This window comes from Burkholderia sp. BCC1977, from assembly GCF_905339595.1.
In the GTDB taxonomy this organism is placed as follows: domain Bacteria; phylum Pseudomonadota; class Gammaproteobacteria; order Burkholderiales; family Burkholderiaceae; genus Burkholderia.
The window spans coordinates 1-13,927 of sequence record NZ_CAJPGQ010000059.1; the positions used below are offsets into that span (position 1 = coordinate 1).

Here is a 13,927-nt window from a genome sequence, read left to right on the forward strand (position 1 = left end):
CCGCTGAAGCGGGGCTCGTCGCATGTGGACGGCGCAATGCCGTCCGGCAGCGGTGCTTACAGGCAGGCGTTGATGTCGCCGGCGGCAGCGGCGTCGCCGCGCACGCCGACCCACGTCTTCGCGCCCGGCTGCCACGACGGACGAACCATCGCGGCCGCGCCGTTCGGCGGTTGCTGGCCCGGTGCGTAGACGTCGCTCGCGAGGCCGTTGGCGAGCACGTTCTGCGTGATCACCTGTTGCTGCGACTTGTCGGCCCAGGTCTTGGCGATGCACGCCGAGACGTCCTGGGCGGACTTCTGGCTTTGTCCCACATTCTGCGCGGCCGGATCGGCTGCGTGAGCAGAAATTGCCATGGTCAATGCGATGAGCGGTAAGTATTTCACGTTCACGTTTTATCTCCCTCGAGTCGTGATTGATTGAGTGGGATGCGCAGCAGAACTGCGTGTCTGTGAGAGTGCATCGGGCAAGTGCGGTTCCGGTGATTCCGAAACAAGTTGTTAACGCGCTTGCCAAACGGCAACCCGGATGCTGTGCGTTCTGTCGCGCGGTGGCATGGGTCGCGCACGGCCCGTATGGAGACGGGGACGCGACGACGACGTCATGCGTCGTGAGGTCGGCTCGCTGCCCGGTGGTGTGGCGGATTGACGGCCGCGGCGTGCTGCATGTGTCTGCATGTCGCGCCGCGACGCTTCTTTATTGGATGACGAAGTGGAATGGCTGAATGGTGGCCCCGTCGCATGCGTTCCATGATGACAAACTTTCGCTCGCCGAATTGTCAACGAAGTTTAAGCGCCGGACGCGAGCGCTTTCCAATGGAACATGAGCCTGGGCGAGGGTCTGCGCTGCCTCTTGTCGGAATGCGAACCGGCGCGCAGGGTGCGCGCCGATTCGGAAAGGCGGGGGAAGGTGAAGCGCGCGGTACGTGTCAGCCGGCCTTGCGCGCACCGGCGCCGCGCAGGTTGACGGGTACGACCGGACGGAAGCGTTCGCGCTTGTGTTCGTCGTCGAAGTGCTGGAGCGCGGGCTTGATGAGGTCGCTGCGCGACACGATGCCGACGATGCGCAGCGATTGCGGATCGTCGACGACCGGCAGGCGTTCGAGGCCGAGCATCGCGAGCCGCGACGCGACCGCGCGGCACGTTTCGTGTGCCTGCGCCACGGCCGGCGCACGATCGGCGAACGCGCTCGCGAGCACCGCGCCGGGACCGGCTTGCGCGCGCTGCGCGTCGAGCGTCGCGCGATCGACGAGGCCGAGCAGGCGGCCGTCCTGCACGACGGGGTAGGCACGGTGCGTCTGCTGCGCGCCGAAGTACTGCGACTCGGCGGCGTCGAGCGTCGCGGCGCCGTCGATCGCGACGAGCGCGTCGGCCGACGTCATCACCTCGGCGACGTCATGGCGTTCGAGCGGATCGACGCCGTATTCGCGGTAGATGTGATAACCGCGGCGCGCGATCTTTTCCGTCATGATCGAACGCTTCATCGCGACGGTCGCGAAGCCGTGCGCGACGAGCGTCGCCGCGAGCAGCGGCAGCAGCGCGTTGGCGTCATGCGTGAGGCCGAACGCGAACACGATCGCGGTCAGCGGCGCGCCGAGCGTGGCACCGAGCGTGGCGGCCATGCAGACCAGCGGCCACAGCGCCGGATCGCCGCCGGGCAGCACCGGCGACAGCACGGTGCCGAGGCCCGCGCCGAGCATCAGCAGCGGGGCGAGCACACCGCCGGACGTGCCGGAGCCGAGCGCGATCACCCACATCACGGCCTTCACGATCAGCAGTGCAAGCGCGATCTTCAGCGCGATGTGCTGGTGCAGCAGGTCGCCGATCACGTCGTAGCCGACGCCGAGCGCGCGCGGTTCGAGCCAGCCGCCGATGCCGATCACGATCGCGCCGAGCGCCGGCCACCACATCCAGTGCACCGGCAACTTCGCGAAGGTGTCCTCGACGCGGTACAGCGCGGCCGACAGGCCGCATGCGAGCATGCCCGACAGCAGGCCCGCGACGATGCACGACAGCAGCGCGACGGGTGTCGGCGAAGCCGTGGTCAGCGGAAACAGCGGGTCGACACCGAAGAACACGGCGCGGGCGAAACCGGCCACCGCGCAAGCGAGCGCGACGGGCAGGAAACTGCGCGGACGCCATTCGAACAGCAGCAGTTCGACCGCGAGCAGGACGGCGGCGACCGGCGTGCCGAACACGGCGGTCATGCCGGCGGCCGCGCCCGCGACGAGCAGCGTCTTGCGCTCGGCGGCCGTCACGTGCACGCATTGCGCGATCAGCGAGCCGAGCGCACCGCCCGTCATGATGATCGGGCCTTCGGCGCCGAACGGGCCGCCGCTGCCGATCACGACGCCGGACGACAGCGGCTTGAGGATCGCGACCTTCGGCGACATGCGGCTCTTGCCGAACAGGATCGCCTCGATCGCTTCCGGAATGCCGTGGCCGCGGATCTTCTCCGAACCGAAGCGCGCCATCAGCCCGACGATCAGCCCGCCGATCACCGGCACGACGATCACCCATGCGCCGAGCGTGTTGTGGGCGGGCGAACGATCGGCGAACGAAAACTGCTGGAAGAAGAACAGGTTCGTGAACAGGCGGATCAGGCTCAACAGCACGAACGCCGCCAGCGTGCTGAGCAAGCCGATCCCGGCAGCGAGCAACGCGATCCTGGGCAGGCGTTCGTTGGTCGAGAAATCGCGTTTGTGTGGTGCGTTCATCGGAGTGAGGGGAGGTCGGTAAAGCCTGGGTCAGTAATCGATCTGCGGAACCTGGAATGCGTCCTTCAGCGATTTCAGCTCGGCGCGGTGCATGGCCGCGAGGCGGGCGAGCAGCGTTTCGCCGGCTGCCTCGAGGTGCACCTCGACCTGCCGGCGGTCCGCTTCGCTCGTCTTGCGCTTCACGAGCCCGAGCGCCTCGCAGCGCGTCACCAGCGCGACGACGCCGTGATGCTGCGCCTGCAGGCGTTCCGCGAGTTCGCCGATGGTGGCCCATTCGCGATGCGGGTAGCCCTTGATGTGCAGCAGCAGCAGGTATTGCAGCGGCGTCACGCCTTCGCTTTGCGCGGCGCGTTCGGAGAAGCGCTCGAAGCGGCGCATCTGGTAGCGGAACTCGGACAGTTGCTGAAAATCGCTTTTGGTCAGCGCGCGTCGGGTATCGGTCATTGCGGTCGGTCGGGCAGCAGTTTCGGTAACGTGGAATATATCACAATATGATATAAATGACCGATTTTCAGCGAAATGACCAGCATTCCGCCGTTCGTCGGGGTTACGCGGCCTCGAGCATCCGCGTCTGCTGGTACAGGCCCGTGACGAGGTCCGTCTGCGTAATGATGCCGACGAGCCGGCGCGACGCGTCGACGACCGGAATATGGTGGTGGCCCGAATGCGTAAACAGCGGCACCAGCGCGGTGATCGGCATGCTCTGCGGCACGGACGCGACGTCGCGGGTCATCACGGTGGCGACGCTCGGCGGCTGGCCGCCGAACGACTGCGGCAGGCGCGCGGCCAGCCGCTGCCACAGCGGGGCCGGGCGGCGCAACTGGCGCGTGAGGTCGGCGCGCGTGACGATGCCGATCAGGCGATCGTCGCCGTCCACGACGGGCAGCGCCTTCACGCGATGGCGGTCGAGCAGCGTCAGCGCGGCCGTCACCGACGTCGACGGTGCGACTTCGATCGCGTTCTTCGTCATCAGGTCGGCGCACGTGAGCTGGCCGAACGTGCGCGCATACGCCTGCATCTCGGTTTCGCGCAGCAGCATTTCGAGGTCGTCCGGATCGACGTCGAGCCATTCGCCGCGGCGTTTCAGCACCGCGTCGAGATCGGCGCGCGTGAAGCCGCCGCGTGCCGGCGCCGCGTTGCCGCCTTGCGGCTTCGCGTCGGGACGCACGCCGCCGTGCGGATAGCGGTGGCCCGTCAGCGCGTGGTACACGAGCGCGGCCGACAGCAGGATCGCCGATTGCAGCGCGATCGGCTCGACCACGAAGCCAAAGCCGAGTGCGTGGATCGCCGGACCGCCGAGCACGGCCGTCAGCGCGACCGCGCCCGACGGCGGGTGCACGCAGCGCAGGACGAACATGCCGCCGATCGCGAGGGCGACCGCGACCGCGGCGGCCGTGATCGGATCGGCGATCCACTGCGCGCAGGCGACGCCGACGGTCGCCGCCACCAGATTGCCGCCGATGATCGACCAGGGCTGCGCGAGCGGACTCGCGGGCACCGCGAACAGCAGCACGGCCGACGCGCCCATCGGCGCGACGAGCAGCGGCACGAGGCCCGGCACGCCGGGCAGCAGCCGCATCGTGACGCCGACCGTCGCGATACCGACCAGCGCGCCGGTGCACGAGCGCATGCGCTCGCGCCAGCCGAGCGTCATCGGATGGGGAATGAAGCTGTGCAGCCATTGGCGGAACGTGCGGCGCGACGGGGAGGAGCCTGACGACATGGACGGTAAGCGGTAAAAAGGCCGGCGCGCATGACGCAGCGCAAGAAGGCGGCAATTATATCGTGTTGTGATACAAATTGCCGCATCGCATCACCGCGTTGCATGCGCGCGACGCGTCTGTCTTGCAACAACCTTTCATCGGATGAAAGCCTGGCGGCCATGCGATCGCGCAAATTTGTCTGCAGCGGCGTACAATTCGGGCCACCGAATTCCCCGATATGCCACAACCACGCACGCGATGCCCGCTCTCACGCCCGTTCCCCGGCATGGCGATCGCTTGCGCATGGTTCGCGCGCACGCCCCGATTCCCGTCTGACGCGAGCGCCGCCGACGTTTCCCCACCGACACTCCCCAAGCCAATTCAATGGACATGCTCGAAAACATGCGCCTGTTCGTGCGCGTTGTCGAAGCCGGCAGTTTCACCGCGGTCGCCAAAGAAATCGATGCGACCACCGCGCAGGTGTCGCGCGCGGTGTCGAATCTCGAAGCCCACGTACAGACGCGCCTGCTGCATCGCACGACGCGCCATCTCGGCCTTACCGAAAGCGGCGAGCGCTACTTCGAGCGTGCGAAATCGATCCTGGCCGAATTCGACTACGCGAACGCCGAGGCGCGCAACGCGCTGCTGCGGCCGAGCGGCAAGATGCGCATCCATGCGATGACGGGGCTCGGGCAGAGTCATGTCGTGTCGTCGATCGTGCGCTATCAAGAGGACAACCCGGACGTGTCGGTCGAGCTGACGCTCGCGCAGCGGATGCCGAACCTCGTCGAGGAAGGCTACGACGTGTCGATCGTGACCGCGTCGCAGTTGCCCGATTCCGGCTATGTTGCGCAGACCTGCGGCACGAGTTGCAGCGTGCTGGTCGCCTCGCGCGAATACCTCGCGCGGCACGGCACGCCGACGACGCCGGACGACCTGCCGAACCACGTGTGCCTGCGCCTCGATACGCCCGCCTCGCCGGCCAGCGAGTGGCGGCTCGAGCGCGGCGACGACGAGGAGACGGTCTACGAACTGCAGCCGGCGCCGTTCCAGGTCAACGTGCCGGATGCGCTGTGCGTCGCGGTGCGGGCGGGGCGCGGCATCGCGTGCATCGCGCTGTACACGGTGCTCGACGATATCCGCGCAGGGCGGCTGATCCGCGTGCTGCCCGACTACCGGCTGCAGACGGTGAGCGTGTATGCCGTCTATGCGACGCGCCGCTATCTCGACGCGAAGATCCGCACTTTCCTCGATCATCTGCGCACGACGCTCACCCCCGCGCTGGAGAACGACCTGCGCGAACTCGACCGGCTCGCGGTCGAACCGACGCCGGGCAGCCGCCAGCGCGCGTGACGCCGACGCCGTTCGCTCGCCCGGCAGCGCCGGGCGTCATGCGTCTGGCGTGACGCGAATCCGGTCGAAGCGGCCGGCGAGCCACGCGTAGGCGGCGATGCCGATCAGCCCGTGCGCGGCGACGAACCACGGTGCGCCCGCGAACGAGCCCGTGTGCGCGACGAAGTAGCCGATCACGAGCGGCGTGACGATCCCCGCGAGGTTGCCGGGGCCGTTGAACACGCCGCCGCTCAGGCCGAGCATCCCTGCCGGCGCGGTATCGGCGAGCACGGCCCGACCGACCGCCGCGAGCCCCTTGCCGAAGAACGCGATCGTCATCAGCACGATCACGACCGCGTTGGACAACGCGCCGTTCGCGAGCACGAGCAGCGTCGCGATCGCCATCCCCACGATGAACGACGTCTTGCGGGCGCGCGACGGATCAGCCAGTCCGACAGCACGCCGCCCGTGAAGCCGCAGAGCGCCGGCAGCGCGGCGACCCAGCCGGCTTCCATGATCGTTATCCCGCGCCCCTTGATCAGGTAGATCGGGACTCACGTGATGAAGCAGTCGGTGAGCGCCGTGATGCAGAACTGGCCGAGGTAGATCGCCCACAGGTTCCGGTGGCGGAACAGCTGCGATGCGACGCGATCGGGCAGCGCGTCGGGCGGGTCGGCCGCATACAGCCGATGCACCGCATAGCGGGCGGACAGTTCGGCGTCGATGGCGTCGGGAAGCGGCCGGGTGAGCAGGATGTCGATGGTCATGAAGGTCTCGGTCGTCTCGCGCGGCGCGGGCCGCGCATCGGGTGCAACCGCGTATAGGAATCGGATCGATATCCGTCTAACATCAAGAGTCGATCGATTGATGCAAGATTTGAATGATTGAACTGAACCAGCTTCGCTGCTTCGTCGCCGTGGCCGAGGAGCTGCATTTCGGGCGTGCGGCCAAGCGGCTCTTCATGACGCAGCCGCCGCTCAGCCGGCAGATCCAGTTGCTCGAGCACGCGCTCGGCATCGCGTTGCTCGAGCGCAGCAGCCGGCAGGTCAGGCTGACCGCCGCCGGCGAGCGCTTCTTGCGCGATGCGCGGCACATCCTCGAGTTTTCCGCGCGTGCCGAACAGGCCGCGCAGCGCGTCGCGCACGGCGGGGCCGGGCGCATCACGCTCGGCTTCACGGCCGTCAGCGCGTACCGGATGATTCCGGTGCTGCTCGCGCATGCGGCGCACGCGCTGCCGGACGTCGATGTCGAATTGCGTGAAATGGTGTCGACCGTGCAGATCGACGCGCTGGCGTCGCGCATGCTCGATGCGGGCTTCGTGCGTCAGCGCGCCGCGCGCCACCCGCTCGAATACCGGCTCGTGCAACGCGAGCCGATGCTCGTCGCGGTCGCGCAAGGTGCGCCGCTGGCCTCGTACGAACGGATCGGCCCGGACGAACTCGACCGGCAGCCGTTCATCGCGTATTCGCCGAACGAGGGGAAGTACTTCCACGACATGATCTCGGGGATGTTCGCCGGTGCGGGACGCTTGCCGAACTACCTGCATTACGTCGGGCAGACGCACACGATCCTCGGCCTGGTGCGCGCCGGGCTGGGTGCCGCGCTCGTGCCGGCGTCGGCGCGCGAACTGCACGTCGACGGCGTGGTGTTCCGGCCGCTCGCGGGCGTCGACGTGGCGGCCGAGCTGTATCTCGCGTGGCGCGCGGACAACGACAACCCGGCGCTGCCGGTGTTCAACGCGATGGTCGAGCGGTTTCTGACGGAAGGGGCGGACGGCAGCGTCGCTCAGTGAAAGTCAGTTGTCTGACGATATCGGCAACCGCGTTCGACGCGCACCGCTGGCCCGAAAGGCCAGAACAGGCCAAAACAGGCCAAAACAGGCCGGCTCGACACCCCATTCCGGCCCGAAATCACCGCCCGGATTCCCCGCTTTTCATTCGCATCACGGGAAAACCCTCATTTTTCTCTCGTCGGTCGTCGTATTACTGTATCGATACACTAAATCGATACAGTTGCGCCGGAAGGTGCAATCGCAAAGGAGACGGCCATGACTACCTTCACCCGGCGGCGCTTTCTGCAAACGGCGTCCGCCGCCACGCTCGCGGTCGCGGGCGGTTTGCCGGAGCTCGGCCGCGCAGCGCAGACCGTGACGCTGCGCTGCTCGTCGTCGATGCCGGCCGACCAGAACGCCGCGCACTACGTGTGGTACGAGCGCCTCGCGGCGAACCTGAAGGCGAGCGTCGGCGACGCGATCCGGGTCGACTACTTTCCGAACAGCCAACTCGGCAAGGAGAGCGACGTCGCGCAGCAGGTGAAGATCGGCGCGATCGACATGATGATCGCGGGGTCGTCGATCTGGGCCACGGTCGCGCCGGAGCTAGGCATGCTCGATCTCGGCTACCTGTTCGACAGCTATGCGCACGTCGCGAAGGTGCTCGACGGTCAGGTCGGCACCAGCCTGAACGCGCTGCTGCAAAAGCGCGCGGGCTGCTCGGTGCTGACGTGGGGCTCGCACTTCGGCGGACGCTGCGTGTTCACGAAGCAGCCGGTGACGGCGCTGCAGGGGGTGAAGGGCACGAAGCTGCGCGTGCTGCCGACGCCGGCGTTCATGGACACCTTCAAGGTGATGGGCGCGGTGCCGACGCCGATTCCGTTCGGCGAGCTGTACATGGCCGTGCAGACGGGCGTCGTCGACGGGCTCGAGCACGATCCGGCCACCGTGCTCGCGAGTCGCTTCGACGAGATCGTGAAGTCGTGCTGGCAATCGCACCACGTGTTCGCGGCGATGACCGTCGTGATGGGGCGGCGTGCGCTCGAGCGGATTCCGGCGAACCTGCGCCCGGCGTTCGACCGCGCGGTGGCCGATGCGACCGCGCAGCAGCGCGCGATCGCGACGCAGAAGGCCGCGCAGGCGGAGGCGACGCTGAAGCAGCACGGGATGACGTTCCATCCGATGGCGGAGGCCGAGCGCACGGCGCTGCGCCAGACGATGCACGACCGCCTCTACGTCGAATTCGCGAAGCAGTATCCGGCCACCGCGCCGCTGTTTCCGGCGATCGCCGCCGCGCGGGGTTGAGCGATGGATACCGGTTCCGTTTCGAGCACCATGCCGGCAGCCGGCGCCGGCCGCCCCGTGCGCGCCGCCGCCCGCGCGCTGGAGGCGGCGATGCGCTGGATCGAATACGTGTCGGCCGCGGTGCTGGCCGTCGACGTGCTCGTCGTGTTCGTGTCGGTCGTCTTCCGTTATTTCCTGCACGATCCGGTCGACTGGGCCGAGGAGGTCGCGAGCGCGCTGATGATCGTGCTGGTGTTCTTCGGCGCGGCGACGGTGCTCGGGCGCAGCCAGCACGTCGGCATCGACCTGTTCCGTGGCTGGCTGCCGGCGCGCTGGCAGGGCGCGCTCGTGCAGATCGGGCACTGGATCGTCGCGGCGGTGTCGCTGAACCTGCTGCTGTCGTCGTGGCAGTTGCTCGGCGATTCGTACGACCAGTTGACGACCGGCGGCCTGCCGGGCTGGATCAACGTATATCCGATGATGTTCGGCGCGCTGTTCATGAGCGTGTTCGCGCTCGCGAACGCACTGAACGCGCCGCGCCGCCGCGTGCTCGGCACGCTCGCATGCTGCGCGGTGCTCGCGGGCGCCGTGTACGGCTGGAACGTGCTGCGGCCCGAGCACGCGATCGCACCGGGGACGCTGCTGATCGCCGGCTTCGTCGGCGGGCTCGTGCTGGGCCTGCCGATCGGCTTCGTGCTCGCGTTCTCGGCGCTGCTGTACTTCCTCGCCGACCCGACGCTGCCGTTGCTCGTCTACTCGCAGCAGGTGATGGCCGGCGCGGATCACTTCGTGCTGCTCGCGGTGCCGTTCTTCGTGCTGGCCGGCTTGCTGATGGAGTCGAACGGGATGTCCGCGCGGCTCGTCGAATTGCTGCTGCGGATCTTCGGGCGCGTGCGCGGCGGGCTCGGGCTGATCGTGATCTTCGCGACGGCGTGCTTTTCCGGCGTATCGGGTTCGAAGCTGGCCGACATCGCGGCGGTGGGCGGGGTCGTGATGCCGGCCGTGCGCCGCGCGCGCCAGGACCCCGACGAAACCGCGGCGCTGCTCGCGTGCAGCGCGGTGATGGCCGAGACGATCCCGCCGTGCGTGAACATGATCATCATGGGCTTCGTCGCGAACATCTCGATCGCGGGGCTGTTTCTCGCGGGGATCGTGCCGGCGGCCGTGCTCGCCGCGTCGCTGGCGGTCGTGACCGTGATCTGCGGACGCCGGATCGACATCGACGCGGTGTTCGTCGAGCGCCGCGCGTGGCTGCCGCTCGCGGGCGGCGCGCTGGTCGCGCTGATCATGGTCGCGATGATCGGCAAGGGCGTGACGTCGGGCATCGCGACGTCGACGGAAGTGTCGGCCTTCGCGGTGGTCTATGCGCTCGCGGTCGGCTGGGCGGCGTTCCGCGAACTGACCTGGCGCTCGGTCGGCCGCGTGTTCGTGCGTGCGGCGTCGATGGCGAGCGGCATCCTGTTCATCGTCGCGGCGGCGTCGAGCGTGTCGTTCGCGCTGTCGATCGAGCAGATTCCGGCACTCGTCTCGGGCACAATGACCGCGTTTGCCCATCAGTACGGCTCGACCGCATTCCTGTTGCTGGCGGCGCTCCTGATGATCGTGTTCGGCGCCGTGCTCGAAGGCGCGCCCGCGCTGATCATCTTCGGGCCGCTGCTCGCGCCGATCGCGCTGCAGCTCGGCATCAACCCGCTGCATTTCGGCACGGTCGTGGTGGTCGCGATGGGGCTCGGGTTGTTCGCGCCGCCCGTCGGGCTCGGGCTGTTCACGACCTGCGCGATCACGGGGACCGAGGTCGCGCGCGTCGCCCGGCCGATGGTGAAATACCTGCTGGTGCTGTTCGTCGCCCTCGTGGCGCTGATCTTCGCACCGGCGTTTTCGTTGTGGCTGCCGGCCCATTTCGGCCTGTAGCCCGTTCAATGCAAGACGACATGAGTACGATTCAGGACGTGGCCCGTCATGCGGCCGTTTCGGTCAGCACGGTTTCGAACGTGCTCAACGGCCGCACCGATCAGATGAAGCCGGAGACGCTCGAGCGCGTGAAGGCGTCGATGGATGCGCTGCAGTACCGGCCGAGCACGCTCGCGCGCCAGCTCAAGACGGGGCAGACGCCGCTCGTCGGGTTGCTGGTGCCGTCGATGGCGAATCCGATGTACGGCTACATCGCGCGCGAGATCGAGGCCTGCGCGCAGGAGCAGTACGGTCATCGCGTGCTGATCGGCAACACGTATCGCGATGCGGGCAAGGAGGCGGCGTTCTTCGACGACCTGTTCGCGCACGGCGTGCGGCGCGTGATCGTGATCTCGTCGCTCGCCGACGAAAGCCACCTCGAACGCGCGGCCGAACGCGGGATGACAGTCGTCAGCTACGACCGCCGCGCGACGCCCGGCGAGCAATCGAAGGTCGATCACGTGACGGCCGACAACGAGGCGGCCGCGCGGCTCGCGACCGGCTGCCTCGTCGCCGCGGGCCATACGCGGCTCGCGTTCGCGACGGTGGCCGGCATCACCGTGAGCCGCAGCGACAAGATTCGCGGCTTTCTCGCGGTGGCGCGCGACGCGGGCGCCGACGGGCAAGTGCTCGATGGCGGTCCGGCGAACGAATACGGCGACGCGGTGATCGTCGAGGTCGGGCGCGCGCTCGGCGCCGCGCTCGCGGCCGATCCGGCGCGGCCGACCGGCATCGTCGCGGTCAACGACCTGTTCGCGCTCGGCCTGATGGCCGGGCTGCGCGACGGCGGCTTGCGCGTGCCGGACGATGTGTCGGTCGTCGGGATGGACGGTCATTTCCTGTCGGCGATTTCCTGGCCGGCGCTGACCACCGTGCAGCTGCCCGTCACCGACATGGCCGCGGAGATGGTGCGGCGCGTGATGCGGCACGACGGCGACACGTCGTCGGAGCCTGGGCAGTGCGTGTTCCCGGGCGTCACGCTCGTCGAGCGCGCGTCGGTCGCGCCGCCGCCGCATGCGGTCGAATCGAACGGAGACAACGCATGACGCGCGTCTACGTGACCCATCCGTCCGGGATGCTCGATTACTACTTCGGCGCGAAGGCGCTGCGCGCGTTGCAGGCGATCGCGGACGTCGCGTGCAATCCGTACGACCGCGAGCTCGGCACCGACGAGCTGATCGCCGCCGCGCAGGGGTGCGACGCGATCATCGCGTACCGGCAGACGCCGGCGCCGCGCGCGCTGTTCGCGGGATTGCCCGCGCTCGCCGCATTCCTGCGCTGCGCGGTCGACATCCGCACCGTCGACGTCGACGCGGCGAGCGAGTTCGGCGTGCTGGTCACGCAGGCGAGCCCCGGGTTCGCGCCGGCCGTCGCGGAATGGGTGATCGGCGCGATGATCGACCTCGCGCGCGGTATCGGCGGCTACGCGGATGCATACCACCGTGGCATGCCGCCGCTGCCGCGGATGGGCCGCGAGTTGCGCGGCAGCACGCTGGGCGTGGTCGGCTATGGACAGATCGCGCGCCATCTCGCGCCGATCGCGACGGCGTTCGGGATGCGCGTGTTGATATGCGATCCCTACGTGCGGGTCGACACACCGCCGCTCGAGCAGGTCGACCGCGCGACCTTGCTGCGCGACGCGGATTACGTCGTGTGCCTCGCGCCGGCGACGCCGGCCACCGCGAACCTGTTCGATGCGCGCGCGTTCGCCGCGATGAAGCCGGGTGCGTGCTTCATCAACGCGTCGCGCGGCGAGCTCGTCGACGAGCAGGCGCTGGCCGACGCGCTCGACGGCGGCCGGCTGGCCGGTTGCGCGCTCGATGTCGGCCGCGCGGCGGACCAGATGCCGACCCCCGAACTGGCCGCGCATCCGTGCGTGATCGCCACGCCGCATATCGGCGGGCTGACGCGGCCGGCGGTCGAGCATCAGGCGCTGGAGACGGTCGACCAGCTTGCCGCGCTGCTCGACGCACGCGTGCCGAACGGCGCGGTCAACGCCGCGCATGCGACACGGCTCGAACGCTGGCGGTCGGCCGACGCGTCCGCCGTGCCGGGCGCACGATGACGCGCGACGAGCGCGGCACGCGGCAGGCGCCCGCGTGCGATTGCCATATCCACATCTACGACGATGCGTATCCGCTCGCGCCGACGGCGACGTTCCGCCCGCCGCATGCACCGGTGGACGCATATCGGCGCGTGCAACAGGCGCTCGGCCTCGCGCGCGTGGTCGTCGTGCAGCCGACCGGTTATGGCTTCGACAACCGCTGCACGCTCGCTGCGCTGGCGGCACTCGGCCCGCAGGCGCGCGGCGTCGCGACGGTGCCGGTCGACGTGCCGGAGGCCGAACTCGAGCGGCTGCACGCGGCAGGCATCCGCGGCGTGCGGTTCATGACGCTGTCGGGCGGCGTCGCTCGCTGGGACGAACTGGAACGGATGGCCGCGCGGATCGCGCCGCTCGGCTGGCACATCGACCTGCAGCTCGACGGCCGGACGCTGCCCGACGTCGAGCCGATGCTGACCTCGTTGCCGGCGCGTGTCGTCATCGATCACACGGGCAAGTTCCTGACGCCGGTTGCACCGGATGCGCCGCCGTTCGTCGCGTTGCGGCGCCTGCTGGATCGCGGCCACGTGTGGGTGAAGCTGTCCGCGCCTTACGAGACTTCGCAATCCGGTGCGCCCGGTTACGACGACGTCGCACGCCTTGCCGCCGTGCTCGCACGCGAGCATGCGGCGCGCTGCGTGTGGGGCAGCAACTGGCCGCACCCGAACGCGTCGCCGGTGCCCGACGATGCGCGGCTGCTCGGCTGGTTGCACGCCTGCGCGGCGGACGAGGCGGTCGGCCGCGCGATTCTCGTCGACAACCCGGCCGCGCTGTACGGGTTCGATGCGGACGCCCCGATCGGCGTCGCGACGTAACGTTCTGTCGGCCGGCAGTCAGCCGTGCCGCGATGGCAAGCAATCCTGACCGCGCGCGGCGAAGCGCGGCATCGGCAACATCCTTACTGTTCTGAAAGTTGACGCGCCGCGCACGCTTTCGATCGGGACAGCACGGCACCGCGCCGACCGCTTGACGCTGCATGCCGGTCGGCGCAGGATACGTGCGTGCATTTGGAGCGGGGCGCGCTGGCCGCGCGTTCCCGCATCCGCGACGCGCAACAGAACAACGATGAGCCT

At 68.8% G+C, this 13,927-nt stretch carries 11 protein-coding genes and 2 pseudogenes; 7 read left to right on the top strand and 6 right to left on the bottom strand.

Annotated elements, in window-relative coordinates:
- Positions 1 to 56: 56 nt before the first annotated feature.
- The 4 genes from U5771_RS31715 to U5771_RS31730 form a co-directional block, all read right to left on the bottom strand.
- Positions 57 to 353 carry a hypothetical protein gene (locus U5771_RS31715; RefSeq protein WP_322027584.1) on the bottom strand — a complete coding sequence of 99 codons (297 nt, stop codon included), beginning with the start codon at positions 351 to 353 and terminating at the stop codon, positions 57 to 59.
- A 572-nt stretch (positions 354 to 925) separates the two neighbouring features.
- A complete protein-coding gene (locus U5771_RS31720) occupies positions 926 to 2,713 on the bottom strand; it encodes a chloride channel protein (protein ID WP_322027585.1) in 1,788 nt (595 codons plus the stop codon).
- A 30-nt stretch (positions 2,714 to 2,743) separates the two neighbouring features.
- Positions 2,744 to 3,157: a helix-turn-helix domain-containing protein gene (locus U5771_RS31725; RefSeq protein ID WP_322027586.1), complete on the bottom strand. Its 414-nt coding sequence runs from the start codon at positions 3,155 to 3,157 to the stop codon at positions 2,744 to 2,746.
- A 103-nt stretch (positions 3,158 to 3,260) separates the two neighbouring features.
- The gene (locus U5771_RS31730; protein WP_322027587.1) at positions 3,261 to 4,436 is read right to left on the bottom strand and encodes an HPP family protein; all 1,176 of its coding nucleotides are present in this window, start codon (positions 4,434 to 4,436) and stop codon (positions 3,261 to 3,263) included.
- A 364-nt stretch (positions 4,437 to 4,800) separates the two neighbouring features.
- On the opposite strand from U5771_RS31730, the gene U5771_RS31735 reads away from it, so the two are divergent.
- Positions 4,801 to 5,769, top strand: coding sequence for a LysR family transcriptional regulator (locus U5771_RS31735; RefSeq protein WP_322027588.1), 969 nt, complete (start codon positions 4,801 to 4,803; stop codon positions 5,767 to 5,769).
- A 36-nt stretch (positions 5,770 to 5,805) separates the two neighbouring features.
- Here U5771_RS31735 and U5771_RS31740 read toward each other — a convergent pair.
- Positions 5,806 to 6,392, bottom strand: a pseudogene (locus tag U5771_RS31740) (MFS transporter); the annotation flags it as partial.
- Positions 6,381 to 6,515: pseudogene (locus tag U5771_RS31745) on the bottom strand (2-hydroxyacid dehydrogenase); the annotation flags it as partial. The pseudogenes U5771_RS31745 and U5771_RS31740, both read right to left, overlap by 12 nt.
- A gap of 113 nt (positions 6,516 to 6,628) precedes the next feature.
- Here U5771_RS31745 and U5771_RS31750 point away from each other — a divergent pair.
- The 6 genes from U5771_RS31750 to U5771_RS31775 all read left to right on the top strand — a co-directional run bounded on the left by U5771_RS31750 (position 6,629) and on the right by U5771_RS31775 (position 13,669).
- On the top strand, positions 6,629 to 7,540 hold the full coding sequence (locus U5771_RS31750; RefSeq protein WP_322027589.1) for a LysR substrate-binding domain-containing protein: 912 nt from the start codon (positions 6,629 to 6,631) through the stop codon (positions 7,538 to 7,540).
- Between the two features lie 255 nt (positions 7,541 to 7,795).
- A complete protein-coding gene (locus U5771_RS31755; RefSeq protein ID WP_322027590.1) occupies positions 7,796 to 8,824 on the top strand; it encodes a TRAP transporter substrate-binding protein in 1,029 nt (342 codons plus the stop codon).
- Positions 8,825 to 8,827: 3 nt separating this feature from the next.
- On the top strand, positions 8,828 to 10,714 hold the full coding sequence (locus U5771_RS31760) for a TRAP transporter large permease subunit (protein WP_322027591.1): 1,887 nt from the start codon (positions 8,828 to 8,830) through the stop codon (positions 10,712 to 10,714).
- An 8-nt stretch (positions 10,715 to 10,722) separates the two neighbouring features.
- Positions 10,723 to 11,799, top strand: a complete 1,077-nt coding sequence (locus U5771_RS31765) for a LacI family DNA-binding transcriptional regulator (RefSeq protein ID WP_322027592.1) — start codon at positions 10,723 to 10,725, stop codon at positions 11,797 to 11,799.
- On the top strand, positions 11,796 to 12,818 hold the full coding sequence (locus U5771_RS31770; protein WP_322027593.1) for an NAD(P)-dependent oxidoreductase: 1,023 nt from the start codon (positions 11,796 to 11,798) through the stop codon (positions 12,816 to 12,818). Before U5771_RS31765 ends, U5771_RS31770 begins: the two co-directional genes overlap by 4 nt.
- Positions 12,815 to 13,669, top strand: a complete 855-nt coding sequence (locus U5771_RS31775) for an amidohydrolase family protein (RefSeq protein WP_322027594.1) — start codon at positions 12,815 to 12,817, stop codon at positions 13,667 to 13,669. The genes U5771_RS31770 and U5771_RS31775 overlap by 4 nt, the downstream gene beginning before the upstream one ends.
- Positions 13,670 to 13,927: the final 258 nt, after the last annotated feature.

Excerpts from the sequence above, each read along its gene's own strand:
- U5771_RS31715 (WP_322027584.1), bottom strand. The coding sequence starts at position 353 with ATGGCAATTTCTGCTCACGCAGCCGATCCGGCCGCGCAGAATGTGGGA.
- U5771_RS31720 (WP_322027585.1), bottom strand. The coding sequence starts at position 2,713 with ATGAACGCACCACACAAACGCGATTTCTCGACCAACGAACGCCTGCCC.
- U5771_RS31725 (WP_322027586.1), bottom strand. The coding sequence starts at position 3,157 with ATGACCGATACCCGACGCGCGCTGACCAAAAGCGATTTTCAGCAACTG.
- U5771_RS31730 (WP_322027587.1), bottom strand. The coding sequence starts at position 4,436 with ATGTCGTCAGGCTCCTCCCCGTCGCGCCGCACGTTCCGCCAATGGCTG.
- U5771_RS31735 (WP_322027588.1), top strand. The coding sequence starts at position 4,801 with ATGGACATGCTCGAAAACATGCGCCTGTTCGTGCGCGTTGTCGAAGCC.
- U5771_RS31750 (WP_322027589.1), top strand. The coding sequence starts at position 6,629 with ATGATTGAACTGAACCAGCTTCGCTGCTTCGTCGCCGTGGCCGAGGAG.
- U5771_RS31755 (WP_322027590.1), top strand. The coding sequence starts at position 7,796 with ATGACTACCTTCACCCGGCGGCGCTTTCTGCAAACGGCGTCCGCCGCC.
- U5771_RS31760 (WP_322027591.1), top strand. The coding sequence starts at position 8,828 with ATGGATACCGGTTCCGTTTCGAGCACCATGCCGGCAGCCGGCGCCGGC.
- U5771_RS31765 (WP_322027592.1), top strand. The coding sequence starts at position 10,723 with ATGCAAGACGACATGAGTACGATTCAGGACGTGGCCCGTCATGCGGCC.
- U5771_RS31770 (WP_322027593.1), top strand. The coding sequence starts at position 11,796 with ATGACGCGCGTCTACGTGACCCATCCGTCCGGGATGCTCGATTACTAC.
- U5771_RS31775 (WP_322027594.1), top strand. The coding sequence starts at position 12,815 with ATGACGCGCGACGAGCGCGGCACGCGGCAGGCGCCCGCGTGCGATTGC.